At 31.9% G+C, this 26,984-nt stretch carries 20 protein-coding genes; all 20 read left to right on the top strand.

What is annotated here, in order from left to right; genetic code table 11:
- Nucleotides 1–28 precede the first annotated feature (28 nt).
- The 20 genes from BR87_RS00105 (at nucleotide 29) to BR87_RS00200 (ending at nucleotide 26,981) form a co-directional block, all read left to right on the top strand.
- A complete protein-coding gene (locus tag BR87_RS00105; RefSeq protein WP_035027269.1) occupies nucleotides 29–928 on the top strand; it encodes a YihY/virulence factor BrkB family protein in 900 nt (299 codons plus the stop codon).
- 141 nt (nucleotides 929–1,069) lie between these two features.
- Nucleotides 1,070–2,146: a glycosyltransferase family 2 protein gene (locus tag BR87_RS00110; protein WP_035027271.1), complete on the top strand. Its 1,077-nt coding sequence runs from the start codon at nucleotides 1,070–1,072 to the stop codon at nucleotides 2,144–2,146.
- A gap of 6 nt (nucleotides 2,147–2,152) precedes the next feature.
- A complete protein-coding gene (locus BR87_RS00115; protein ID WP_035027273.1) occupies nucleotides 2,153–3,580 on the top strand; it encodes a lipopolysaccharide biosynthesis protein in 1,428 nt (475 codons plus the stop codon).
- A gap of 36 nt (nucleotides 3,581–3,616) precedes the next feature.
- The gene (locus tag BR87_RS00120) at nucleotides 3,617–4,552 is read left to right on the top strand and encodes a glycosyltransferase family 2 protein (RefSeq protein WP_035027275.1); all 936 of its coding nucleotides are present in this window, start codon (nucleotides 3,617–3,619) and stop codon (nucleotides 4,550–4,552) included.
- 139 nt (nucleotides 4,553–4,691) lie between these two features.
- Nucleotides 4,692–5,783: a glycosyltransferase family 1 protein gene (locus BR87_RS00125; RefSeq protein ID WP_035027277.1), complete on the top strand. Its 1,092-nt coding sequence runs from the start codon at nucleotides 4,692–4,694 to the stop codon at nucleotides 5,781–5,783.
- 24 nt (nucleotides 5,784–5,807) lie between these two features.
- A complete protein-coding gene (locus tag BR87_RS00130; RefSeq protein ID WP_035027279.1) occupies nucleotides 5,808–6,662 on the top strand; it encodes a glycosyltransferase in 855 nt (284 codons plus the stop codon).
- 169 nt (nucleotides 6,663–6,831) lie between these two features.
- On the top strand, nucleotides 6,832–7,896 hold the full coding sequence (locus BR87_RS00135; RefSeq protein ID WP_035027281.1) for an EpsG family protein: 1,065 nt from the start codon (nucleotides 6,832–6,834) through the stop codon (nucleotides 7,894–7,896).
- 304 nt (nucleotides 7,897–8,200) lie between these two features.
- Nucleotides 8,201–9,412, top strand: coding sequence for a hypothetical protein (locus BR87_RS00140; RefSeq protein ID WP_244877011.1), 1,212 nt, complete (start codon nucleotides 8,201–8,203; stop codon nucleotides 9,410–9,412).
- 171 nt (nucleotides 9,413–9,583) lie between these two features.
- Entirely contained in the window at nucleotides 9,584–10,963 is a 1,380-nt protein-coding gene (locus BR87_RS00145) for a sugar transferase (protein WP_035027284.1), read from the top strand.
- Nucleotides 10,964–11,205: 242 nt separating this feature from the next.
- Nucleotides 11,206–12,321 (top strand): hypothetical protein, encoded by a 1,116-nt coding sequence (locus tag BR87_RS00150; protein ID WP_035027286.1) that lies wholly within the window; start codon nucleotides 11,206–11,208, stop codon nucleotides 12,319–12,321.
- Nucleotides 12,322–12,546: 225 nt separating this feature from the next.
- Nucleotides 12,547–13,482: a glycosyltransferase family 2 protein gene (locus BR87_RS00155; protein WP_035027288.1), complete on the top strand. Its 936-nt coding sequence runs from the start codon at nucleotides 12,547–12,549 to the stop codon at nucleotides 13,480–13,482.
- Between the two features lie 55 nt (nucleotides 13,483–13,537).
- Nucleotides 13,538–14,410, top strand: coding sequence for a glycosyltransferase (locus tag BR87_RS00160; protein WP_035027289.1), 873 nt, complete (start codon nucleotides 13,538–13,540; stop codon nucleotides 14,408–14,410).
- A 14-nt stretch (nucleotides 14,411–14,424) separates the two neighbouring features.
- On the top strand, nucleotides 14,425–15,864 hold the full coding sequence (locus tag BR87_RS00165; protein ID WP_035027291.1) for a lipopolysaccharide biosynthesis protein: 1,440 nt from the start codon (nucleotides 14,425–14,427) through the stop codon (nucleotides 15,862–15,864).
- Between the two features lie 442 nt (nucleotides 15,865–16,306).
- On the top strand, nucleotides 16,307–20,206 hold the full coding sequence (locus BR87_RS00170) for a GW dipeptide domain-containing protein (RefSeq protein WP_035027293.1): 3,900 nt from the start codon (nucleotides 16,307–16,309) through the stop codon (nucleotides 20,204–20,206).
- A 252-nt stretch (nucleotides 20,207–20,458) separates the two neighbouring features.
- Nucleotides 20,459–21,331, top strand: a complete 873-nt coding sequence (gene rfbA, locus BR87_RS00175; protein WP_035027295.1) for a glucose-1-phosphate thymidylyltransferase RfbA — start codon at nucleotides 20,459–20,461, stop codon at nucleotides 21,329–21,331.
- Between the two features lie 13 nt (nucleotides 21,332–21,344).
- Complete coding sequence (gene rfbC / locus BR87_RS00180; protein WP_035027297.1) at nucleotides 21,345–21,911, top strand: dTDP-4-dehydrorhamnose 3,5-epimerase; 567 nt, start codon at nucleotides 21,345–21,347, stop codon at nucleotides 21,909–21,911.
- Between the two features lie 2 nt (nucleotides 21,912–21,913).
- Nucleotides 21,914–22,897 carry a dTDP-glucose 4,6-dehydratase gene (gene rfbB / locus BR87_RS00185; protein WP_035027299.1) on the top strand — a complete coding sequence of 328 codons (984 nt, stop codon included), beginning with the start codon at nucleotides 21,914–21,916 and terminating at the stop codon, nucleotides 22,895–22,897.
- Between the two features lie 70 nt (nucleotides 22,898–22,967).
- Nucleotides 22,968–23,810 carry a dTDP-4-dehydrorhamnose reductase gene (gene rfbD / locus BR87_RS00190; protein WP_035027301.1) on the top strand — a complete coding sequence of 281 codons (843 nt, stop codon included), beginning with the start codon at nucleotides 22,968–22,970 and terminating at the stop codon, nucleotides 23,808–23,810.
- A 257-nt stretch (nucleotides 23,811–24,067) separates the two neighbouring features.
- The gene (locus BR87_RS12515; RefSeq protein WP_051929572.1) at nucleotides 24,068–26,020 is read left to right on the top strand and encodes a glucosaminidase domain-containing protein; all 1,953 of its coding nucleotides are present in this window, start codon (nucleotides 24,068–24,070) and stop codon (nucleotides 26,018–26,020) included.
- 229 nt (nucleotides 26,021–26,249) lie between these two features.
- Entirely contained in the window at nucleotides 26,250–26,981 is a 732-nt protein-coding gene (locus BR87_RS00200; protein ID WP_035027302.1) for a WecB/TagA/CpsF family glycosyltransferase, read from the top strand.
- Nucleotides 26,982–26,984 lie beyond the last annotated feature (3 nt).

Below are 26,984 nucleotides of genomic sequence, written 5' to 3' on the forward strand. Positions count from 1 at the left end.
GAACAGTAATGAAAAAAGGAGTATCAAAATGGCTCAATTAACGAATAAAAAGCAATCGATTAAAGTGTTTAGTCAAATTTTAAAAGTAAAATACAAAGAAGCTGAAGTAAGCAATTCAGGAGCCGTAATTGCTTATTATTTTTTATTGTCCTTATTTCCTTTATTGATCGTGATTGGGAACTTATTGCCATTATTAAATTTATCTCCTGAATTTTTTTATCCTTACTTGGAAAATGCTATACCCAGTTACTTAGTAGAAAGTTTAAAACCGATCATGAATCAGATTTTAACCTCAGGCAACGGAGGAGTATTGTCAATTGCAGCTATCGGAACATTATGGTCAGCAAGCCGGGGCATGAATGCTATGCAAATGAGTATGAATAAAGCTTATGGAGTAAACCCGCGAAAAAATATCATTTTTGTTCGGTTGGCTTCTGTTACCTTCACAGTCATTTTATTGTTGGGCCTTGTGTTGTTGGTCGTTGTCTTCAGTTTTGGTCAGTTGATTTTAGAACACCTCACACCATTATTGCACTTATCTGCCGGTTTCATGGATACATTTCTTAGTATTCGGTGGCCAGTCACCATGTTTACCTTGTTTTTTGCCTTTTCTTTGTTGTATTATTTTGTGCCAAATGCCAATTTAAAATTAAAACATGTACTGCCAGGTTCTGTTTTTTCAACCATTGGCTGGATGCTGATTACTCAAGCTTTCACAATCTATGTTAGTTACTTTGCCAAAGGCACATTGAGTTATGGAGCTATCGGTACGTTGATCGTATTTATGTTGTGGCTGAACGTATTAGGTGCTTTATTGACATCAGGAGCAATTGTGAATGCTGCTATCACCGAATACAAAGACGGTGAGATTGAACAAGCCAATAGCCGGATTGGTAATTATGTCGATCGGAAGCTGAGAAGACGCTAGAAGAGACTTGAAAATAGTCTCTTTTTTGTTAGGAAAAACTTAAACAGAATGAAGCTGAGAACACTTTATATTTATGTTACAATAAAAGGGCTGTTTAACTGTAAATGAATTAAAAAGTACGTGAATGAAGGGGTTAAATAAATGGCTGTTGTATCTATCATTATGCCAATATTCAATGTTGAAAAATATTTAAAAAAATCGATAGAAAGCGTCTTGAACCAAACACATCAAAACATAGAATTAATTTTAGTTAATGATGGTTCTCCTGATGATTCAGTTAAAATATGTAAATATTATGAAAAACTGGACCAGCGAGTGAGGGTAATCGACCAAGAAAATGCTGGAGTTGGCTATGCCCGCAATGCTGGCTTGGCTATAGCAAGTGGAGACTACATCTATTTTGCAGATTCAGATGACTATATCGAACCTAATTTGATTGAAGATAATGTAAAGATTGCTGAAGAAGCAACTGCTGATTTAGTGGTATTTGGATTTTTTGAAGAAACTCTAAAAGCGGATGGAAATCATACTTATAGTGTGAAAGTTCCAAATTTGGAAAATACGAAAACTAAAGAACAATTTAGAAATGCTTTTAATTCTTTCTATTATTTCACGCCTTACGCTTTATGGAACAAGTTATATAAGCGAGAGTATTTAAAGAAAGCTGAAATTCACTTTTCGAAACAAAAAATTGGTGAAGATGCGTTGTTCAATCAGTCGGTCTATCTTAACTTAGAAAAGTCAGCTTTTAATAAAAAAGCTTATTACCATTATGTTTATAGAGAAGGTTCTGCAGTCAATCATTACTTAAAAAATCGTTTTGAACAAGAATACAATGTAGCTCAACATTTTGAAAGCTTAATGAATAAGTGGGATAAAAAAAATGAAAATCAAGACTTGATCAACAGAGAGTATTGGAATGCTATTTACTTGGAAATAAAAAACCTAACTTCTGGTGAATGCCTTATGAGCCAAAAAGAAAAAGTAAAACGATTAAAACAAATAATGGAAAAACAAAAGTTAAAAGAAGTGATAGCAGTTTTAGATAGTGAAGATGAACAGAATAAATTCGTAAAGCTGCTCATTATGTTAGTAAAAAATGAGAAATATGATTTTGCACTAAAGTTGATGAAAGTAAGAGTGACTATAGGAAGAAAGAATCAATCGACTTTAGCTGCTTTAAAAAGATATTTTATAAAAAATGATAAAGGAAGTTGAATCAGTATGAACCTAGTCGATGAATTTAAAAAGGGAGTATTTTTTAGTGCTATTGGAAAATATTCAAATATTATCGTTCAACTCCTTGTCCAAGCAATTCTTTCAAGGTTATTGACTCCAAAAGAATATGGTGTAGTTGCTGTAGTGAATGTGTTTTTAGTTTTTTTCCAGATGTTAGCTGATTTTGGAATTGGTCCAGCTATTATTCAGAATAAAAAGCTAGCTAAAAAAGAAATCAACAGTATTTTTATTTTTTCTTGTTACTTAGCTATTGTTTTAGGAATCGTTTTTATGTTGTTAGGCTATCCTATCAGCTTGTTCTATAACGATGCTATCTACATACCTATCAGCTTAGTGTTGGGAGTGTGCGTGTTTTTTTATGGAGTTTTAGTAGTACCTCAAAATATGTTGTTAAGAGAAAAAAACTTTATGACGGTTAATATGGTAACCGTTATTGCCAATGTACTTTCCGGAGTTATTTCAGTCGTATTAGCTGTTCTTGGGTTTAGCTATTATTCGCTGATTATCAGCAATACGTTGAAAGCAGCATTTTTATTCTTTGTTTTTTATTTTAAAACACAGTTAAAAATCGGTTTTAAATTAGAGATGACACCGATAAAGAAAATATTTTCTTTTTCTAAAAATCAATTTGTTTTTAATTTCATCAATTATTTCTCAGGAAATTTAGATAAAATTTTAATTGGCAAGTATTTTTCAACCAGTTCTTTAGCATATTACGATAAGTCTTATCAATTATCCTTATATCCTAATCAAATACTGACAAATGTGATTTATCCGGTCATTCAGCCAATCATGTCAGACTTTGAAACCCGAATGGATAAAATCAAACAAGTTTATTTATTGTTGACTCGCTTTTTAGGCACAATTGGGTTATCTCTATCCGTATTTTTAATCTTTTCTTCAAAAGAAATCATTTTTTTCTTATTCGGTGATCAGTGGGGCGGAAGTGTCCCATCATTTCAAATTTTGGCTTTCTCTGTATGGATTCAATTGATATTAACCATTACAGGAGCAATCTTTCAATCTGCTAATCGAACAGATTTATTATTGGTTTCAGGAGTTTTGACAGCAGTAACCAATATCACAGCAATGATTATCGGAATTGGCACAGGAAAGATTGAGTTTGTGGCTTTATTACTCGTCGTCGCATTTACAATTAATTTTATGCAGACCAACTATCTTTTAATGTATCGAATGTTTGATTCAAATTATTTGGAGTTTTTTAAGATTTTATTTAAGCCAACATTAATGGCTCTCTCTCAAATAATCGTATTTGCTATGCTCCCTGTGTTGCCATTTTCGAATTTCATTGATTTAATTGTAAAAGGATTGATTTTTGTCCTAGTATTTGGAGCAGGATTGATAGCAACAGGTGAAATGAAAGTAATTAGAAGTATCATTATAAAGAAATAAAGAAAAATGAGAATGTATTTTCTAAAGGAGAATGAAATGGATAACAACCCAGTCGTTTCAATTATTGTTCCAGTTTATAATGTTGAAGCGTATATCGAAGAATGCTTGGAATCGATTATAAACCAAACCTATCAGCAACTTGAAATCATTGTAGTAGATGATGGCAGTACAGATAAAAGCAATGAACTTGTAAAAACTTATTTATCAGATAAAAGAATTCGTTTTATTGAACAAGAAAACAAAGGATTATCCGGAGCACGAAACAGCGGCTTAAAAGTAGCTACAGGGAAATATGTACTGTTTGTTGATTCAGACGATTATATTAGAGTGAACATGCTGACTGAGCTGGTTTCAAGAATAGAAGAAGGCCAGGCTGACTTGGTACGCTTTAACGGATCAGCTTTTGTAGATGGAATGGAAAAAGTAGTGGATCATGATTATTATGATTTTAGTCATCGTTTAGAAGAAAAACATATCTACCGTGAAGATAGTTTTCAAGCTAATCGCAGAACCTTCGTTTCACCTGTCTACTTGTACCTCGTAAAACGTAGTGTTTTGACTGAACATAATCTATTGTTTAGAGAAGATATCATCCATGAAGATGAATTATTTACTCCTCAATTGTTTCTTGCTATTCAAACGATGATTTATGTGAATGCTGCTTATTATTATCGCCGATATCGGGAAAACTCTATTATGACGATTCAAAGCACTGCACAACTGCAACGTTCATTTGATTCCTATCTAAAAATATTTAAGGAATTAGAGTTAGTGTATCAAAGTGAGGCCTATAATAAAGAACAAAAAAAATTGATTAAACGTCAAATGCTGTCGATTTATAATGGTATGAAAGAGAACAAATTAGATAAAGAAGAAAAAAGAACAGCATTAAATCATTTGAAATCTATTAAATTGAAAGACAAAGTTTATTTGGTACTACAAAAATTAAGATATAAAATGAAAATTGTTTGAACTGTTTGGAATTTAAGTTGAAACGAATAAGATTTTCATGTAGAGTTGCCACTTAGAATGCCTTTCTTTACAAGCCAAATATGAATAAATCACTATCTAATATAACAAATAACTATTTACGATATAAGGAGAGATAATAATGAAAGAACCAATTAGAGTTTTACATTTTCAAGGAAGATTAGGATCTGGTGGAATGGAAACATTTATGATGAACGCTTATCGTAGTTTAGATCGAACTAAAATTCAATTTGACTTTCTCATTTATGATGATTATGAAGATGTTAAACCTTATAATAAAGAAATTCAAAAAATGGGAGGACATATTTATGTCGTTCCTAATCCAAAACGTAATATTATTGCATATATTAAAGCAGTTCGTGAACTATTACGAGATAAGAAGTTTGAAGTAGTCCATAATCAAGTTTTTTTTGGCGGAGGAATCAATTTAAAACTAGCTAAAGAAGCTGGAATAAAAAAAAGAATAGCTCACAGTCATTTTACTTCTGATGGAAAAGGTAATAGTATTCCTATTATAGTACTACGAAAAGTTTTTCATAGATTACTATTGAAAAACGCCACAGTTTTCTTAGCTTGTTCTATGGAAGCTGGGTATGGTCTATATGGCAAAAAACAGCCCTTTACTCTAATTCCTAATGGAATTGACCTTAATATGTATCAATCAGTTCCGGAAAGCAAAGAACAGGTTAGAGCAGATTTATCAATCCCTGAAGACTCATTAGTTGTTGGGCATGTAGGGAGATTCGACGAACAAAAAAATCACAAATTTTTAGTTGAAATATTCAAAGAAATTGTAAACAAAAAAGAAAATAGTCACCTTCTTTTAATAGGCGTAGGTAAGTTGCAAGATGAAGTAAAAGAACAAGTGAAAAAAATGGGCATTGAAGAAAAAGTTACTTTTCTTGGCTTACGAAAAGATATACCTTATGTGCTTAAATCAATGGACGTTTTTTTAATGCCGTCTTTATATGAAGGACTTCCGGTTTCAGCAGTTGAAGCACAAGCTGCTAATCTAAAACTAGTACTTTCTACAGAAGTAACTCGTGAAACCCAATTATCAGAGAATGTTCAGTTTTTATCTCTAGAAGATACTCCTCAAAAATGGGCGTTTGCTGTAATAAGCGAACCAATGATGAATTCACCTTTTATAGAATTGGACAATTACGATATGAAGCATACAGCAAATTTGTTAGAGAACATTTATTTAAGTTAAACAAGAAGGAGAGAAATAGAAAAAATGAATGAAAGAATTGAAACATTTCCAGAGTTCAGTGTTTTAATGTCAGTATATATAAAAGAAACTCCAACAAGGTTAGAAGAATGTCTTAAAAGTATAACAGAACAAACAATTCCACCAAACGAAATCGTTATAGTTGAGGACGGAAAATTAACAAATGAGTTGTATACTGTATTAGAAAACATTGAGAAAGAGTTTCCAAAAATTTTAAAAAGAATTCCGTTAAAAGAGAATGTCGGGTTAGGGCAGGCTTTATCAATTGGCGTTCAATCGTGTTCTTATCCTTTAATTGCAAGAATGGACACAGATGACGTGGCAGCCCCGCAAAGATTTGAAAAACAATTATTAGTATTTAAAAATAATCCTGAGATTGGGCTTTTAGGATCTGCTATTGCAGAATTTGAAGGAGACGTATCGAATGTAGTGGCATTAAGAACAGTTCCTTTAGATCATGAGGATATAGTTAAGCATGCAAAAAGAAGGAATCCATTTAATCATATGACTGTAATGTATAAAAAAGAAGAGGTCATTCAAGCTGGAAATTATCAACACCTAAATGGATTTGAAGATTATTATTTATGGGTTCGAATGCTGAAAAATGGCACTCAAACAAAAAACTTAAATGAAATACTAGTTTATGCTAGAGCAGGAAATGAAATGTTTTATAGACGAGGAGGAATTCAGTACTTAAAAAGTTCTAAGTTAGCTAGAAAAAAAATATACGAAGTTGGATTTAACTCTTATTCTGATTACCTAATAAGTATGATTGGTCAAGTTGTTGTGAGCATTGTCCCTAATGAAACACGAGCTTACATCTATAAAAAATTACTAAGAAGCAATAACTCAAAAAAATAAATTACTAATTTTCCTCGAAATATATATAGCTTGGATTTAAACAATATACCTATAGAGGCATCTGGGGAAGTGAAGGAACAATTATATTAAAATAGTTAAAAAAAATATTTTAAAAATTACGAAGTAGTAATTTAAATAATCTGATTTTCGACTTAGAAAGAGGTAACATATGAGTTTATATTTTTTTGTTTTAATAATATTAACTATTCTTGCGTTAACAGAAGTGTTGTTAAGAGAAAAAAAAATTTCGTTTATAACAATAAGTGTAATGAGTTTAATGGCAGGCCTTAGGTTTTTTACAGGATATGATTTTATATCCTATAAAAATTTTTTTGAAAAGATAGATAATGTAAGTGATGTGTTCAATGGAAGTATAGACGCAGAAAAAGGTTATCTTTTTTTGAATTTTATTTTTTCTAAATTAGAGCTAAACTTTTACTTCTTTATATTGGTCTTTTCGCTTTTAAGTATCGGTCTTCTTGGTTACTTTGTATACAAACATACACCGTTTCCCTCATTATTTTTAATGTATTACTACGCTCGCTTTTTTTTAGTACGTGACATGGGGCAAATAAGATCATCATTAGCTTGCATTATACTATTATATGCAATTCCTTTTATGATAAAAAAGAAGCCTGCCCCATTTTTACTAATTGTTTTTTTAGCATCTTTATTCCATATAACTGCGTGGTTTTTTATTGTTGTATATTTGTTCAATATAATCTTTGAAAAGCTTACTACTAAAACTGTAATAGGATTACTGATTTTGAGCACAATTATTGGTCTGGTTATACAAATACCACAATTATACACTTGGGCAATCCCAGATCGTTACATTGCCTACTTTACTTCACCTTCTTATACGGATGGAAGTTGGATAATGAATCCAGTTCTTTGGATGCAAGTTGGCATTTTTTTTGGAGTATTTTACTTGTGCATCCAATCCAATCTTGAGGAACAAAAATTTATTGAAGGAATGTTGAAAGTATATCTTTTGTCGTCTCTAATTCTAATTTCAGCCGGGACTCTTGGTACAGTAGGTGGAAGAATTAGTACATTATTTTCAACAAGCGAAGTATTTTTGGTGCCATACTTGTTTATGAATCTTACAAGAAATAAATTAAGTAATTTATTGTTATATTTTGCCTTTACATTTTTTATTTTATGCTTAATATTTGTCGTTTCAGGCACATATACAGAGTATATCCCTTATCAAACAATATTTAGTTTTTAAAAAAAATTTAAACTTTTAAGTATTTAAATATATCAGTCCATATGGTTTTGAATTGTTTTTTGTAAGAGTTAATGTAAATCTTAAAAATAGGTACAAAAAATTTTTTTGTTAAAATCTAAGTTTTTCAATTTTATAAATATACTGTAGAATTAGTCGTTTGGCGTCTACAGTTTTTTTATGTTAAATCAACTTAAGGTTAAACTTTTAACTATTTTTTTGGTATAATATGAAAAGTTGTAATCAGAATAATATGGTACAATGATATTGTTTCAAAATTTTCTAATAAATGAAAGGCGGGGAAGAATTGGAAAAAGCTTCCTTAATGAATAAATGGCTGCAACTAAATGAAAAAAATCATCAAAAATGGAGTACAGTTATTTTATTCCTTTTGAGCATTTCATTTGCAGTGACAGATTGGATGTTTGGTATATTTACTTTTACTGAGTTTTTTTTAATGTTTATTGGGATATGCTTACTGATTAGTGGAAATTACTATATTAAAAATAAACAAATGAAATGGATAATGCTTATATTAGGTGTTATCATAGCCAATATTTTACTGAATTACTTTAACAATGAGCAATTCGAATTAAAAGTAGGAATAGCTGGTTTAATTAAAGTAACTTTTTATGTTTTGATTGCTATGGAATTATACAATTACGTGGAAAAATACACATTAGAAGAAAAACTACTTAAATTAATTAATATTATAGCAATAGTTGTTTGTATTATCGGACTCTATATAACCTTTTCATTATATTCGGGTGATATTTTACCTTATGAATTTTTTTGGAAATTTACCCGATTAGATGCATCAAGCTATAGGTTTAATGAAAATGAAAGTTTGATTCGAACAAGAAGTCTTTTTTCAGAGCCTTCTTACTTAGGTTACTACTTAAATATAATTCTCGGAATGAATTTCTTTAATAAATTGGAAATAAAAATTCCAACAATAATAAATGCAATTTTGACGTTGACTGTTATTCTAACTTTTTCTTATAGTTCAATAGCAGTATTATTCATTATTTACGTGCTGCAGTTTTTAAACATAAAACAAATAAAAACATTTAAATGGACAAAAATAATGTGGGTCTATTTAGGTATATTTTTAGGTATCATTTTTTTATTTAAGAATTTGATTTATGAAACTGTGATACGTAGAACAATCGATATACTAAATGGGCAGGATTTTTCAACAATATTTAGAATAATTAGAAGTTGGAGTTATGTGAATAAAGAACATATTTTTATGGGAAATGGGATAGGACATACACCGAATATATGGAATATTTATGCTTATATATTATCTGATTTGGGATTAATAGCATTTGTTTTATGTTGTTTATTTAGTACTTATTTGCTTTTAAAAAATTTCAAAATGGCTATTTTGTTTATCATTTTAAATTTTCAAAAAGGTGGTTATTTATCATCTGCTTTCTGGATATATCTCTTATTATTGTTCATTTATATTAGCTCTAATAGAGAAAAAACACACTTTTTTAAAAAAATTCAATAAAGAAAATAAGTAAATGAGAATAGTCTTAATCATTTAGATAAACTTAATATTTATTTGTTTTACTGTGCTTAATGGAAAAATTTGGCAAGCTTAAATAAAAAATACTATAGTTAAAAAGGTTTATTTTAAAGAAGAATTATTTTTTGACAAATTGAACGGAGGAAATGAATTATGTCTCAAGGAGAAACATTTAGCAAAACAAAAAAAGTATTGATAGGTGCAGTAGATATTCTATTATTTCATCTCTCCATTCTCCTTTCTTTTTATTTTCAGTTTAAAGAGAACATTCCTGACTATAATTTTGTTGCATACACAAACGCAATTGTATATATAATGGCTGTATTTGTTTTCTTGAATATTTTGTTTGGAGTATATGTCTTATATAATAAGTCTATAAGTGACTTTTTATACATTACAATCATTATCCAAGTTATCATGACTGTAGCTATAATGGCTGTTACATTTGCCGGTCGCTGGTTTACTTTCCCCAGATCAGTACTGCTGTATAATTTGATCTTCAGTATAGTCATCTTGTTTATTTGGCGGGCAATAGTATATAAACTATATCTAAAATTTAATGGAACAAAAAAAGTAATGCTTGTGGGAACAAAAGAAAAAGTTCGTTCAGCATTTCAGAATTTCGATGAAGCAAAAAATGAAAGACATAAAGTTGAACTGGTTGTAGTTGGACATTATTACGAAAATATTAAAGCTCATATAAACGAAATAGATATAGTCTATCTGGCAAGTCAGATAGACGAAGAAGAACGAATCAAGATTTATGATTTAGTGATTAGAAACGAAAAAAGGATATTTTTAAACACTAGTTTTGAAAATATTATAATGGTTAATCCTAATATAATGAACATAGAAGATGAGAGTATTATTGAAATTTCTGATTTTAGAATTCCGGCTGAAGATGGACTTATTAAACGAGTGGTTGATATTATCTTTTCATTGACGCTTATTTTGATTACTTCACCGATTATGTTGATTACAGCAATATTAGTAAAATTAACTTCAAAAGGACCTGCATTCTATAGCCAAGTTCGGATTACTCATGATGGTAAAGAATTTAACATACTAAAGTTTAGATCAATGGCAACTACAGCTGAAAAAGACTCCGGTCCTGTATTAGCTTCTTCTAGTGATACAAGAGTCACCACAATAGGTAAGTATTTAAGGGCATTGCGTATTGACGAGTTGCCACAGTTATTTAATGTTTTGAAAGGCGAAATGTCTGTAGTTGGCCCTAGACCAGAGCGTCCATTTTTTGTTGATCAATTTCAAAAACAAAATCCTGCTTATTATTTGAGACATAATGTTCGCGCGGGAATCACAGGATATGCACAGGTTTATGGGAAGTACGCTTCTGATTTTAATAGTAAGTTGAATTTTGATTTAATTTATATTAAGAAATACAGTTTCTTTTTAGATGCTAAGATTATGTTACAAACTATTAAAATTCTTTTTGACAAAGTTTCTTCAAAAGGCTTAGAAGAAGATGAAGTTCCAAAAGAAATTTCTAAAGAAATTACAATTTTGGATTAAATAATAAATTAAGAAAAATAAAAAATCTATTTTTGCTAAAATTTATAGTACTTTATGGTTCATAAATAGTTAAGAGACATAGTTTTTTGTTTCTGATTATCTAATGTTTAATTAAAGTATTATATATAGCTAAGGCATATCAATTTTATTGAAATTTAAAGAAAGAATATTCAAGTCTGACTTTAAATTATGAAATCTATAGTAAAGCGATTAGAAATATTTTTTATTAGGGAGATTATGGAATGAAAAATTTACCAGTTTGGGAAGATGTTAGGTCTTTTTTTAAAGATCACATCAAAATTATCATTAGTACAATTGCTGTTTGTATAGTGGTTTATAGTATAGGAGTCGGTTATTCTTTTTTTAGTAATACAAAACTAGAAAACTCTAACGAAATTGATTTGCAACAGGGAAGTATAAATGGTAACGAAGAAACTATACTGACAAAAAAAGAATTAGAGGAATTGCAAAAAAACATCGTTTCTTTTGATTTCTATGTAGAGAATGACGAAGCTGTTCAATTTACTAACTATAATTTATTGAAAAAATTATTGATTGCTCCGGATACTATTAAAATGATTGAAGAAAAAGCGAACAGCTCTCTTAAACCATCTCCAAAAATTGCTGTGAATGTAAGCTTAGACCATGAAACTTATTTATTAACACTCTCAATCGGAACGGGTGATTATAAACTTAATAAATCAATTTCAACTGCTTATTATGAAAGCTTTCAAGATGGGTCTATTCCATTCTTTAAAAATAAATTCATTTACATGACATCAACACCAAAACTCCATAAAGAAAGTGTAGAAGAAAAAGAAGAAAAACAACAAGGTACATTAGTCGAAGGTAACACTGCTCCGTCATTAACTAAAATTGCTTTATATAGCGTAATAGTTCTTGTCGGTTCAGCAATACTAGGCGTAATAATTTCACTTATATATGCTATATTTAGGAAAGAAATAATAGATTCTTTTAGTTATGCTGTAAAAGAGGATGACATTGTCTTAAACTTCACTAATTTAAAAAATATTTCGAATGAAGAGTTAGGTATTAAACTAGGCCATGCAATTAACCATCCATTTAAAAGGGTTAAAGTTATATTATCTGAACAACCTTTAGAAAAAGAGTTAGTTCATCATTTAATGCAAAATGAAAAAAAACAAAATAATGATGCTGAGGTCAATACTACAAAAATGGTGATAGCAAGTGACTTATCTGAAATTGATCCTTTGCTCCCAGTTGAAGAAGTAGTTCTAATTATTAAAAAGAAAACAACCACTAAAAATTGGTACAAAATACAACGTGTTCAATTGGAAAATTACAATGCATCTGTGAAGGTCATTCAAATTCAATAGTAAATAAGTTGTTACTTTGTTTATACTTTCAATAGAATAAATAAGTTTTAAAAAAATTAAAGTGATGTACTTAATAAGGTAATATTACTTTTAACTATAAAAACTGAATAGAGTAATTACTTTTTATTTATATATATACTGTTCATTGTTCGTTACTATTATTAGTTTAGGGGCGTGACACTGCTAGAAATAAAAAATATAAATTATGCACAAGGAGAGATTGTTTTGGACCTACCCTTAGTTAGTGTCGTTATTCCAACTTTCGAAAGAATTTTTTTCTTAAGAAGAGCTATAATGAGCGTACTTAAACAAGATTATAAAGCGTTAGAAATTATTATAGTTGTTGATGGATTATCCAAAAAAACAGCTATGCTGGTAGATGAATTAAATGCATTTTCATCTATCCCAATTTGCTTAATTCAGACTGAAGAAAAAGTAGGCGGAAGTGAAGCGAGAAATATTGGTGTACGACAAGCAAAAGGCGATTATGTAGCATTACTTGATGATGATGATGAGTGGTTTTCTGATAAAATAAATTGTCAAATAGAATTGATTAAGCAAAACAAATTAACTATAGAAGATGATTTTTTATGTTTTACTTCTTTAGAAAGATACCGCGATATTAACCAAAAAGTCTATGACAAATTGCCAAATATTGATTATCAATATAGTAAGAAAAAAAAAATAGCAGATTACTTATTTGAAACAAAAGGACTAAGGAATATTGGTTTTATTCAAACTTCTACAATATTGGTTCCAAAGCGTCTTTTACTTGAATCTCCTTTTACAAAAGGATTAATAAAACATCAAGATTGGGATTGGCTTTTAAAATTAGATAAAGAACATAAATTGACTATTATTCAAGTTATAGAACCGAAAATTATTTACCATTCTGATGTTCCAGTTTCATCACGTGTAGGTAATATCAATCGTTGGCGTTTTACTGAGGAATGGCTGACATCGCATCAGAGTGAGTTTAGTCAACAAGGTTATGAAAGTTTTATATTAAATTATATTTTATTAGGAATTGCTTCAGATCAAAGTTTAAGTAAAAAGGAAAGAAAACGAGAAATACAAAAGCGGTTCGGCAAGCTGTCCTCAAAAACAAAATTACGTCCTTATGCTTGGAAGATGATTGTTTATATGCTTCTTGGAAAATAAAAAGCCGTAAATTCATTGTTTTGTCTTACTTTTTAATAAAGGAGCTTACACAAAGGTGAAAAAAATAGGAATAGTGATCTTAAATTATTTAAACTATCAGGATACAATTGAATGTATTGAATCTTTAAAACAGCAGACTAATCAATGTTTTGAAATCATTATTGTAGATAATGATTCTCAAAATGGTTCATTTGAAAAACTTTGTGAACGATATGGAAAAAAAAATGGCATAAGTATTATTGAAACGGGAAAGAACCTAGGATACGCTAAAGGAAACAATGCAGGTATTAAATTTGCAAAGCAAAATTTAGGACTCAAAAATATACTTATTGTCAATAATGATGTTATTTTTACTGATGTAAATTATATTAATTTTTTAATTAACTTTGATATTGGAAAAAAAGTGGGGGCCGTTGGTACAAAAATCATAGGAGCAGATGGCTTAAATCAAAACCCTGTATATACACCGATTACTAGAAAACGTCTTTTGAAAGATGCTATTTACTTTACTTTAGAAAAATGGAATATCCTAAGATTTTATACAGGTTTAAAAAGTAAAATCAAGCCAGCAGCCGTTATACAATCTAATGAAAATTCGACTAAAAATATGGAAAATAAGAGTTACTTTCTGCATGGATCAGCTATACTTTTAACTGAAAACTTTCTTAATGAAATAGAGGGTTTTTTTCCTGAAACTTTTTTATATTATGAAGAAAATATTTTAGCAATCATGATGGAAAAATTAAACTTGAAAATGGTATATGCAAATGGAGCAGAAATTTATCATAAAGAAGATCAATCTTCAGCATTAAGTTTTGGAAACAGCCACAAAGTTTTTAACAAATACTTAGTTCAAAGTATTTGGATAGCATTGAAGGTAAAATTATCCAGTTTGCAACAGATAAAAAAAACAGTAAATAAATCATAAAAGGGGCTTATAAGATGAGCGTTGCAAATGAATTTAAAAAAGGAATCCTATATAGCGCCTTAGGAAAATATTCAAACGTAATCATTCAATTGTTAGTAACTGGGATTTTATCAAGACTGCTAACTCCGGCAGATTATGGAGTAGTAGCAGTAGTCAATGTATTCCTAGTATTTTTCCAAATGCTTGCAGACTTTGGTATTGGACCAGCAATTATTCAATACAAAGATCTGAATGAAAAAGATATTGGAAGTATTTTTGCTTTTTCAATATATTTAGCTGTGACATTGGGATTGATTTTCATGTCATTAGGTATTCCAATCAGTAATTTTTATAGCAATGCAGTCTATCAACAAATATGTTTAATTTTGGGAGTTTGTGTTATTTTCTATGCCTTATTAGTTGTGCCACAATCTATCCTTTTACGAGAGAAGAAGTTTTTTAATGTGAATATGGTAACCATTGCAGCTAACCTAGCCTCAGGTGTGTTGTCTATTGTTTTAGCGTTTGCTGGCTTTAGTTACTATGCATTGATTATTGGAAATATTGCAAAAGCTTTTGTTATGTTTATTATCTTTTTTTATCAAGCTAAGTTGAAGGTAACATTTAAAATGTCTGGAGCACCTTTGAAGAAAATTTACAAATTTTCAAAAAATCAATTTGCATTTAATTTCATCAATTACTTTTCTAGAAATTTAGATAAAATTTTAATTGGACGTTTTTTCAGTGAAAATGCTTTGGCTTTTTATGATAAAGCTTACCAGGTATCTCTTTATCCAAATCAAATTTTAACTAGTGTTATTACACCGGTAATTCAACCAATATTATCGGATTACGAAACAGAGAAATCTGTTATAAAAAAAGTATATTTAAAAATTACTTTAGTACTAGGTACTTTAGGAGTTCCGATATCCGTTTTTCTATTCTTTTCTTCAACAGAAGTAGTGACTTTTTTATTTGGAAATCAATGGGGTGGAAGCATTATAACTTTCCAAATATTAGCAGTCTCCGTTTGGGTACAAATGATATCAAGCAGTACAGGAGCTATTTTTCAGTCAGCTAATCGGACAGATCTACTGTTATTATCAGGTATTTTATCAACTGCATTAAACATTATAAGCATAGCGATCGGGATATTTCTTGGAAAAATCGAATATGTAGCAGCTATGATTGTGTTATCATTTACATTAAACTTCTTTATGAATAATTATTTGTTAATGTATCGTTTATTTAATGCAACGTTTAAAGAATATTTTAAGATTCTTATTAAACCTATGATCATGGGATTACTTCAAATTATTTTCTTTTTGTTATTACCAGAATTACCTTTTTCCAATTTCTTTAACTTAGTGGTTAAAGGTATAGGTTTTATGGTTATCTTTTTAATGGGGATTTTGGTAACAGGTCAAGGAAAGTTGCTGAAAGAATTTCTCGGTAGACGTAATAAAAATAAATAAAGCTATAAAAAGATTTGCTCACTATAATCAGTGTTCAAATCTTTTTATGTTTTCTAAGATAAAGTAGTATCGACAGAGGTTAGAGTCTGTAGTACTATGAGATAGTACATAATTGAATTAGTAGCAAGGTAATGATAAATGAAAACAGGTAATTATATAAAAAATTCTTTCAAAGGACTGCCCAGTTGTCAATATAGATGTGAACGCTTTACTTAGAATAAATTATAATTTAGTGAGTTGGATCAGCAATTTGCCTATAAAGGAATTTGAGAAAATTCACATTAAAATTTCTGAATAGTTGAAAAAATTAAAGGTAATAAAGTATTTTATTATTTAGACCTAGATATTGTTCAACCTAAATAAAAATTATAGTTGTTTTGTTATTGTTGGTATTATAGCCCAGTTAACAATGGAAATAAATAAAAAGGAGATAAAGTCAAAAGTGAATAATAAAAAAGAATACTTGATAAAATGTATAACGGTTGCAATGACTATAACCTTGCTTTCGCCAATCGTTTTACCTACTGCAGTTATAGCTGCCGGCCCACCTGCTGCTTATTCAACTTCCGAAGTTTTAACAGAACAAAAAAACAAGAAGTCTGATAATAGCAATAAACAAGAAATCATTTCTGACGAACCATCACAAGAGAATGCAGTGTCTGAGTCACCAGAAGAAACTACTATTGATAGCACTTCTGAAAATCCTCCAGAAGAGGCAGAATCACAATCGGAAAACACGTCTGAAACTATCGGCTCTACTGAAGTGAAGACCGAAACAAATGAAAAAATAAAAGCAGCTTCTGAACAACCTGTTCCAGAGGAAAAGAGCATGGCAGTACTTGCATATGACACAATTGTTTCTGATAAAAAAGTACATTATGATGCAATCGTTATTGCAGGGAGACATGATTTATATACTAAACCAGGATTTACAGAAGGTGCAACGCAACTTGGAAAATCTGAACCTTATTTGAATCAGAAAATACAAATCATTCAAGAAGCAGTGACAGATCGCGCAACATGGATTCAGTTTTCTATTAACGGACAAGACATCGGCTGGATGAATAAAATAGGGGCAGAAATTCAATATGATACGGTTACTGCTGCAGCCAAAACATCATATGAGGTCATTGTTTCTCAAGGACACCACGATATCTACACGTTGCCCGGCTATACAAAAGGGAACGAAATCATTACTAAGTCTTCAACTTACTTAAATCAATCTCTTCAAGTTCTTGAAGAGAAAAAGACCAATCGTGCGACATGGTTATTAATTGCACAAAATGGCAGTGAGATTGGTTGGATGAATAAAAACGGTGTGAAGATTCAAACGACTGAAATTACGAGCAGCAAAAAGACACATCTAGATGCTATTGTAAATAATGAGAACAAACAAATCTTTTCAGCACCAGGCTACACCAACAATGCTGAAGTCGTTGCTCAATCTTCTAGTTACTCAGGGAAAAAAGTCCAAATTACCGAACAGAAACAAACTGCTGTAGGAACAACATGGTTTTTAATTGTTCAAAACGGTAAAACAATTGGTTGGATTGAAAAAGACGGTGTGACGATTCAATACGATACAATCATCGAAACGCGAAATGTTCATTATGATGCTTTAGTGTCCCAAGGAAGACACGATGTTTATTCAGCACCAGGCTACACACCTGATAATGAAATCTTGACGAAATCTAGTAGTTATTTAAATAAAAAAGTACAAATCATTAAAGAAGTTGAAACCGATCGTGCAACGTGGGTACAGATATCAGTTGACGGAATAGCTGTTTGGATGAATAAAATAGGACTGAGAATAAAATATGATACCGTTCTATCTACTAAAGCAGTTGATTATTACGCACTGGTTCTCCATGATCGTCATGATATATACACTGTTCCTGGTTACACAAAAGGCAATCAACTTATAGAGAAATCAGCTGCATACTTAAATCAAGAAGTAAAAGTCATACAGGAAAAAGTAACCAATCGTGCGACTTGGGCTCAAATCGAAGTGAATGGAAAGACAGTAGGTTGGATGAATAAAGTTGGTTTAAAACCGATAGAAGATACAATTTTATCTAGTCAATCTGTCCATTACGAAGCGGTTCTCTCATCCGTAAAAGCAACAATTTTCACAGCACCTGGATACACTAAAAATGCAAAAGTTACTGGAGACACTTCTAAATATGTGAATCAAAAAGTCAAAATAACAGAACAAAAAGTAACGAATCGAACCACTTGGTTTCTAGTATCTCTAATGAATGGAACATCCTTAGGCTGGATCGACAAAAATAAGTTAACTTTGCAATATGATAAAGTGACTGAAAGCCGAGCTGTTCATTATGATGCTACAGTAGCAGAGGGTCGTCATGATATTTATACGATTCCGGGCTATACAGAAGGAAACCAACTGATTACAAAGTCAGCAAGTTATTTAAATAAAGAAATACGTATTGTTCAAGAAAAAGTAACAGATCGAGCAATTTGGACGCAAATCTCTCTTAATGGGAAAGTCATCGGCTGGATGAATAAAAAAGGCTTAACGGTGCATTATGATACGATTTTATCCACTAAAACTGTTGATATAGACGCTAAAGTTGTTCAAGGGCAACACGATATTTATACAGTTCCGGGATATACGAAAGATAATCGGGTAATTGATCGTTCTTCTACTTTTTTAAACCAAGAAGTTAAAATTGTTCAAGAAAAAGTAGCGAAAAATCGAGCTACTTGGGCTTTGATAACGATTAATGGGAAAACAATTGGCTGGATGAATAAAAATGGATTGGAAATTTTAAAAATAAATTATTCTGATATTGTTACATCCAGTCGTTTAGTTCACTATGATGCAACGGTCAGCAAAAGCAATCAACCCATCTACTCAGCACCTGGTTTTACCTCAGGTGCAGATGAAGTGGGCAAGACTACTGACTATCTGAATAAATTAGTTCGTGTGACACAAGAAAAAGTAACAGATCGTGCTATATGGATGGAAATTTCTATTGATGGCAAAGCAATCGGCTGGATAGATAAAGCAGATCTGACATTGCAGTATGATGCTATTTTAAGAAGTAAAATGATTCACTATGATGCAATCATTACGGCAGGACACCATGATGTTTACAGCGTGCCAGGTTATACGCAAAATAATGAAATTTTAACTAAATTAGCTCCATATGTAAATGAAAAGGTACAAATTATTGAAGAAAAAATTACGAACCGTGCCACTTGGTTAAGATTTTCAGTAAATGGTAAAGTTATTGGTTGGATGAATAAAAATGGTGTAGCACTTCAACCGGATAAAATAAACAGTACAAATTCAGTTCACTTTGATGCAGTTATTACAGCTGGACACCATGATGTTTATACAGTACCGGGTTATACAATGGGAAATCAACTAATTGCAAAATCTTCTGCTTATATGAATAAGACAATTCAAGTCCTCAAACTGGCTCAAACAAATCGAGCAACATTTGCGCAGTTTGCTGTTGATGGAAAAACAATTGGCTGGATGAATACAAATGGTATTAACTTTAAATACGATGCTGTAACTTCAACTAAAATAACAAATTATAATGCTAAAGTTATCCAAGGGCAACATGATGTTTATACCGCTCCTGGATATACTCAAGGAAATACGATTATTGGAAAATCCAGTAGTTATCTAAACCAGTCAGTGAAGGTTTTACAAGAAAAAGTAACAAATCGCGCTACATGGGCGTTGATTGCAGTTAATGGCAAAACGATCGGCTGGATGAATAAAAAAGGATTAGACAGCATGTTGGTTTATTTGGACCCAGGACATGGCGGAGATGAGCCGGGTGCTATTTCAGGCGGAATCAAAGAAAAAGACATCAACTTAAAAGTGGCTTTAAAAATAGAAAAATTATTGGTTGCACATGGATACGATGTAGTCATGTCTAGAAAGACAGATACTTTTGTCAGCTTATCTAATCGGGCACAAGAAGCCAACAAAATAAAAGCTGATATATTTGTCAGTGTGCATCACAATTCATTTGTTGGAACTTCTTACGGTATTGAAACCTATTCGTATAATCGACTTGGCAATTCGACTAATCCTATGTCAAACAATACTAAACGTTCATTAGAAAGCGGCAAACTTTCCAGTGCTGTTCATAAATCCTTATTAAGTCGTTCAGGAGCTGTAGATCGTGGAACTAGAACAGCTAACTTTCATGTTATCCGGGAAACCAATATGCCCGCGATTTTAATGGAACTTGGTTATCTCGATAATGCGTCTGAACGCGCTAAATTAATAACTGATAGTTATCAAAATAAATTAGCACAAGGAGCTTACGAAGGGATCGTTCAATACTTTAAATAAATACTCTAAGAAAATAGGAAAAAGGTGTCCGGCATAAAAAAACTGGATGCCTTTTCTATATAATCAATAAATAAAAATAAAATAAATGTGAAAGTAGTTAATTTATTGAAAACTATTTGCTAAACGTTCCATTTGTGAAGTATACTTTAAAGGATGAACTAACAACTATGAACAAAAAACGTACTTAGAGATAGTCAATTTTTAGTAGTTCAAAGGAAGAATAAAAAAGTTAGTAAAAGGAGATTTTTCTATATGAAAGGTATTATTTTAGCAGGAGGAAGCGGCACACGCTTATATCCTTTAACTAAAGCGGTATCGAAACAATTGATGCCGATCTATGATAAACCCATGATTTACTATCCAATGTCTATTTTAATGTTAGCAGGCATTAAAGATATTTTAATCATCTCAACACCAGAGGATACACCGCGATTTGAACAATTATTCGGTGATGGTTCAGAACTAGGTTTGAATCTAGAATATAAAGTTCAGAAAAGTCCAGATGGATTAGCACAAGCGTTTATTATCGGAGAAGATTTCATTGGAAAAGATTCCGTTTGTCTGATTTTAGGTGATAATATTTATTATGGTGGTGGATTATCTAAAATGCTGCAAAGAGCTGCTCAAAAAGAGATTGGGGCAACCGTTTTCGGATACCATGTTAATGACCCTGAACGCTTTGGAGTCGTTGAATTTGATGAAGAGATGAAAGCATTATCGATAGAAGAAAAACCTGAAGTGCCAAAAAGCAATTACGCTGTTACAGGATTGTATTTTTACGATAACGACGTTATTGAAATTGCTAAAAATATCGAGCCTTCTCCTCGCGGTGAATTAGAAATTACAGACGTGAATAAAGCATATTTAAAAGCTGGCAAATTAGACGTCGAAGTGATGGGTCGCGGATATGCTTGGTTAGATACTGGAACCCATGAATCACTTTTAGAAGCCGGTACATTTATTGAAACGATTGAAAAGAGACAAAATCTTAAAGTAGCTTGTTTAGAAGAAATCGCCTATCGTATGGGATATATTTCACGGGCGCAGTTGATTAAGCTGGCGCAGCCATTGAAAAAAAATGAGTATGGTCAATATATGTTAAGATTAGCCACAACAGAATGGTAAGGAGTAGATAGAAATGAATGTATTTGATACGCAATTACAGGACGTAAAAATTATCGAAATGGATGTTTTTGGCGATCATCGCGGTTTTTTTACTGAGAGCTACACAAAAGAAAAATTCTTAGAAGCTGGTATCGCTATTGATTTTATCCAAGACAACCATTCATTATCAGTAGAGCCGGGAGTTCTGAGAGGTATGCATTTTCAAACACCTGGAAAAGCTCAAACAAAATTAGTTCGTGTAACGACTGGGGTTATTTATGATGTATTGGTCGATATTCGTGTCGGTTCTCCAACATATGGCAAGTGGGAAGGCTACCTTTTAAGTGAATATAATCATCGACAATTATTAGTACCCCAAGGGTTTGCACATGGGTTCGTAACGTTAACTCCGAACTGTAATGTTCAATATAAAGTTGATGAATATTATTCGAAAGAACATGATGGCGGGATTGCTTTTGATGATCCAGCAATTGGAATTGTGTGGCCGATGCCTATCAGTAAACTCGTGTTATCTGAAAAAGATCAACAACATCCGACATTAGCTGATTTTAACAGTCCATTTATCTGGGAGGAAAAATAACCATGAATGTATTAGTAACAGGCGGAGCCGGCTTCATTGGCAGCAACTTTGTGCATTATATTTTAAAAAATTATCCAGAGTACAAAGTAATCAATTTAGACTTATTGACTTATGCTGGAAACATCCATAATTTGGATGACATAATGGATAATCCAAATCATGTGTTCGTACAAGGTAATATCACCAATAAAGAGTTGGTACGTCATTTAGTAAACGAACACGAAATTACTCATTTTGTAAATTTTGCGGCAGAATCTCACGTAGACCGCAGTATTTTAAATCCAGAAATTTTTGTGGAAACTAATATCCAAGGAACATTAGCTTTATTAAACGTGGCCAAAGAAATGAAGATTGAGAAATACCTGCAAGTCTCAACAGATGAAGTCTATGGCTCATTAGGAGAAGAAGGGTACTTTACTGAAGAAACTCCGTTAGCGCCGAATAGTCCCTATTCTGCCAGTAAAACAGGAGCAGATTTGTTGGTTCGTTCTTACTATGAAACATATGGGATGAATGTGAATATTACCCGATGTTCAAACAATTACGGGCCATATCATTTTCCAGAAAAATTGATTCCGCTAATGATCACTAATGGAATGGATAATAAAGAATTACCGATTTATGGGGATGGCTTAAATGTGCGTGACTGGCTGCATGTACAAGATCATTGCCAAGCCATTGATTTAGTTTTGCATAAAGGATTAAAAGGCGAAGTATATAACGTTGGTGGACACAATGAACGAACTAATAATGAAATTGTGGATATCATTGTAGAAGAATTGGGATTATCACATGACCTAATCAAATATGTTGACGACCGGCTGGGTCATGATAAACGGTATGCCATTGATCCGACAAAATTAGAAACTGAATTGGGCTGGAAACCAAAATACACTTTTGATACAGGAATTATGGAAACTATCAAATGGTACCAAGAAAACGAAAACTGGTGGCGTCCATTGAAAGAACGTGCTGGTTTAAACTAGATGATGGATTAAAAGATTTGTTTGAAAGCTAAGCAAGTCTTTTATCTTTACCAAAAATGGAGGTTTAAATATGACGGCACTCATTACCGGAGGAACAGGACAATTGGGTTCTGAATTAAGAAAGTTATTAGACGAAAAACATGTAGACTATGTTTCAGTGGGCTCAAAAAATTTGGATATAACAAACAGTACAGCCGTAGACCAACTTATTCTTGAACTTAAGCCAGAAGTTATTTATCATTGCGCAGCTTACACAGCTGTAGATGCAGCAGAAGATGAAGGTAAAGACATGAATCAGTTAGTAAATGTAACAGGAACAGAAAATGTTGCAAAAGCTGCCGAGTCTATAGGAGCGACACTTATTTATATTAGTACAGATTATGTATTCGACGGAACAAGTCTAGGAGAGTACAAAGAAACCGATCAAACTAATCCAAAAAGCGAGTATGGAAGAGCAAAGCTAGCAGGTGAACAAATCGTTCAGAGTTTAGTTACGAAGTATTATATTGTTCGGACGTCGTGGGTATTTGGCGAATTTGGAAATAACTTTGTGTTTACGATGCAAAGATTAGCTGACTCTCATTCCACATTAACTGTCGTAGCAGATCAAGTTGGCAGACCAACATGGACACGAACACTAGCTGAATTCGTAAGCTATCTCGTTGAAAGAAAAGCAGATTATGGAATCTACCATTTGTCTAATGAAGATAGTTGTTCATGGTATGAGTTTGCAAAAGAAATTTTGAAAGATAAAGTTGTAAATGTTACTCCTGTTACATCAGAAGATTATCCGCAAAAAGCGGATAGACCGAAATGTTCTATAATGGATTTGAGCAAGGCAGAAAAAACCGGGTTTGAAATACCTACATGGAAAGAAGCTCTTTTGTTATTTGAAGCATCCTTAAAATTGTAGATAAAAAGATTGTTAGGTAAACAGATATGCGACAACAAAACTAAAAAAACGCGAGAGTGTCTCTAACTCTTTTATAAAATAAATCAACTAATTTAAATGATCCAATTAATCAGCACAAAGCATTCCTCTAGTTTGTTTAGAGGAATGCTTTGTGCTTTATTAGTTATAAACAGAACAAGTCACAAAAGTGTCATTAAATAACTAAATAGGTGTGTTATGATAATAAAGTATATTTTTTAAAAGGGAGAGGTAAAGAGTTGGAATTTTTTTTTAATAAAGGAAGCAAAGTTTTAACAAGTATAGTTGTCACAACATTGCTGATACCAGTTGGTGCACCAACAACAGTTCTTGCAACAGACATAGACAATCAGGACAGAAAAGTTCCAGATACTCAGATTGAAACATATAGCTCAGAGACAGACAACACTGAAAGTTCAAATACATATAATACAGATGCAATTGAAGAAACACAAGAGTCAGAATTACAATCCGATGAAATAATGGATAGTAGCATAGAAGCAGACAATGATAGCAGCACAGAAACAGACAAAGTGAGCGAAGAAACAAATGAATCTTCCAAAGATAGCTCTGAAAGTGAGAGCATAGTAGAAAGCGAAGAAGTCATAGGAGAAACTGAAAAGGAAGTTTCTATAGATGCGGAAGATGAAGTAGAAGACAATACAGTGACAGAACCTGAAACAAGCTCTGAAAATCCGGCTTACGATGATAATACGATTTTTTCACTTGAAAAAAATCGAGAAACTGCATTGGAAATTATGGAAAGTGAGATAAATGGTGTTTCGTTTTTCAGATCAAGAGCAGTTTCTTCTACAACTGCATTTATTAATAGTATTTCTTCATATGCCGTTTCACTCGGTCAAGAGTATAACATTTACACGTCAGTAATGATTGCTCAAGCTATTTTAGAAAGTGCATCGGGTAACAGCGCTCTTGCTTCAGCGCCAAATTATAATTTATTTGGAATCAAAGGAAGTTACAAAGGAAACAGTGTAGCTTATAAAACATCAGAGTGGAGCGAGAGCAAAGGCTGGTATACTGTTACTGCGAATTTCAGAAAGTATCCTTCTTACCGTGAGTCATTAGAAGATAATGCAAAGTTATTGAGAAATGGTTTAACTTGGAATAAAGAAAATTACTCAGGCACGTGGAGAGAAAACGCGTCGAACTATAAAGAAGCGACAGCAGGATTAGTAAAAGGTGGATACGCAACTGATCCGAGCTATGCTGCAAGTTTAAATAACATTATTGCAAACTATAATTTAACTCAATACGACAATGTACCAACAGTATCCTATTCTACTCACATTCAATCGAAAGGTTGGTTGCCTGTTGTCAAAGATGGAAAAGGCAGTGGTACGACAAAACAAAATAAACGTATGGAAGCTATTAAGTTATCAATTCAAAATATTGATCATTTAGGCATTCAATACAGTACCCATGTTCAATCAAAAGGTTGGACAAGTTGGAAATCAGATGGCGAAGTATCTGGGACCACTAGAGAAAATAAACGTCTTGAAGCCATTAAAATTCAATTAACGGATACTCAAGCAAGTAATTTTGATGTTTACTACCGTGTTCATGCACAAAGTTATGGCTGGTTAGGATGGGCAAAAAATGGAACACCTGCTGGAACTGAAGGTCTTTCTAAACGTTTAGAGGCTATTGAAGTAGTTGTTGTCAAAAAAGGATCATCAGCTCCATCTGGAACAAGTCAAGCTGCTTTTATTGAAAAAACGCCAAGTATTAATTACACAACTCATGTTCAAACAAATGGCTGGCAAAGTAAAGTATCTAATGGTAAAGGTAGTGGAACAACAAAACAGAACAAAAGACTTGAAGGAATAAAAATTGATTTAAGTGACTTGTCTTGTGCCGGAGGAATACAGTATCGGACACATGTGCAAAGTTTAGGTTGGCAAAATTGGGCAGCTAATGGAGCTTTAAGCGGAACTATGGGTATGGCAAAACGTTTAGAAGCTATCCAAATTCAATTAACTGGCGAAATAACTAATAAATACGATGTCTATTATCGTGTTCATGCTCAAAGTTACGGTTGGTTAGGATGGGCAAAAAATGGTGAATCTGCCGGAACAGAAGGTAAAGCTAAACGCTTAGAAGCAATTGAAATTAAATTAGTTAAAAAAGGCGGAGCTGCGCCAGGAAGTACAAATAAAGCTCTCGTGAGATAGGTTTCTATAAAAGGACGCTAAGTAATTAAAAAAAGATACTAACCATTTCTTGGAATTAGAAGAAATGATTAGTATCTTTCTTATTTTTTTCTGTTAATAAAAATCTGAAGTTAACTTCCTTATTTCTAATTAAAAACTATTATTGGATAATATTCTTAATGTAAATTATAACTTTTTCTATTACAATAGATTAGAGGGTTTCATAAAATATTGAAAAATAGGTGTTTGAATGAAAAATGAAAAAGTAAAAGTTTTAAATGTGACGTTCGATAATCTGTCTCATAAAAAATTCATGTTTCAATTAATGAAGTGCATTAAGGAAGAAAAAAAGACTTTTATAGTCACTGCTAACCCAGAAATCGTAATGTATGCCAATACAAATCAGGAGTATATGCGAATATTAAAACAAGTCGACTATATTACTGCCGATGGAATTGGTATTGTTAAAGGATCGCGAATGCTTGGTACGCCTATTATTGAACGAGTAACGGGATATGATTTAATGCTTGATTTATTTAAAGAAGCGAATCAAATGAAAAAAAAGGTATACTTATTGGGCGCTAAACAAGAAGTCATTGAAGCAGTAGCAAAAAAGCTTGAAAAAGAATATCCTGGTATTGATCTAGCAGGTTATCATAACGGTTATTTTGATTTAACTGATAAAGCTATTATGAATAAAGTATTAGGTGCAGAACCTGATTTATTGTTTGTAGGGATAGGTTTCCCTAGACAAGAAAAATGGATACAACAATACTTAGAACAAGCTGATAAGGGACTAGCTATGGGGGTAGGTGGAGCTTTCGATGCCTATACAGGAGTAGTTAAGAGAGCACCAGCCATCTTTATTAAACTAAACCTTGAATGGTTTTACCGTTTGATGAAACAACCTTCCAGGTTTAAACGGATGTTAGTATTGCCAAAATTTTTGATTGCTGTTCGGAAAGAAAAGAAAAAAGGCTAAGTT

Source organism: Carnobacterium mobile DSM 4848 (assembly GCF_000744825.1).
Taxonomy (GTDB): Bacteria; Bacillota; Bacilli; order Lactobacillales; family Carnobacteriaceae; genus Carnobacterium_A; species Carnobacterium_A mobile.

Excerpts from the sequence above, each read along its gene's own strand:
- BR87_RS00130 (WP_035027279.1), top strand. The coding sequence starts at position 5,808 with ATGAATGAAAGAATTGAAACATTTCCAGAGTTCAGTGTTTTAATGTCA.
- rfbA (WP_035027295.1), top strand. The coding sequence starts at position 20,459 with ATGAAAGGTATTATTTTAGCAGGAGGAAGCGGCACACGCTTATATCCT.
- rfbB (WP_035027299.1), top strand. The coding sequence starts at position 21,914 with ATGAATGTATTAGTAACAGGCGGAGCCGGCTTCATTGGCAGCAACTTT.
- rfbD (WP_035027301.1), top strand. The coding sequence starts at position 22,968 with ATGACGGCACTCATTACCGGAGGAACAGGACAATTGGGTTCTGAATTA.
- rfbC (WP_035027297.1), top strand. The coding sequence starts at position 21,345 with ATGAATGTATTTGATACGCAATTACAGGACGTAAAAATTATCGAAATG.
- BR87_RS00165 (WP_035027291.1), top strand. The coding sequence starts at position 14,425 with ATGAGCGTTGCAAATGAATTTAAAAAAGGAATCCTATATAGCGCCTTA.
- BR87_RS00125 (WP_035027277.1), top strand. The coding sequence starts at position 4,692 with ATGAAAGAACCAATTAGAGTTTTACATTTTCAAGGAAGATTAGGATCT.
- BR87_RS00150 (WP_035027286.1), top strand. The coding sequence starts at position 11,206 with ATGAAAAATTTACCAGTTTGGGAAGATGTTAGGTCTTTTTTTAAAGAT.
- BR87_RS00110 (WP_035027271.1), top strand. The coding sequence starts at position 1,070 with ATGGCTGTTGTATCTATCATTATGCCAATATTCAATGTTGAAAAATAT.
- BR87_RS00105 (WP_035027269.1), top strand. The coding sequence starts at position 29 with ATGGCTCAATTAACGAATAAAAAGCAATCGATTAAAGTGTTTAGTCAA.
- BR87_RS00145 (WP_035027284.1), top strand. The coding sequence starts at position 9,584 with ATGTCTCAAGGAGAAACATTTAGCAAAACAAAAAAAGTATTGATAGGT.
- BR87_RS00135 (WP_035027281.1), top strand. The coding sequence starts at position 6,832 with ATGAGTTTATATTTTTTTGTTTTAATAATATTAACTATTCTTGCGTTA.
- BR87_RS00200 (WP_035027302.1), top strand. The coding sequence starts at position 26,250 with ATGAAAAATGAAAAAGTAAAAGTTTTAAATGTGACGTTCGATAATCTG.
- BR87_RS00115 (WP_035027273.1), top strand. The coding sequence starts at position 2,153 with ATGAACCTAGTCGATGAATTTAAAAAGGGAGTATTTTTTAGTGCTATT.
- BR87_RS00120 (WP_035027275.1), top strand. The coding sequence starts at position 3,617 with ATGGATAACAACCCAGTCGTTTCAATTATTGTTCCAGTTTATAATGTT.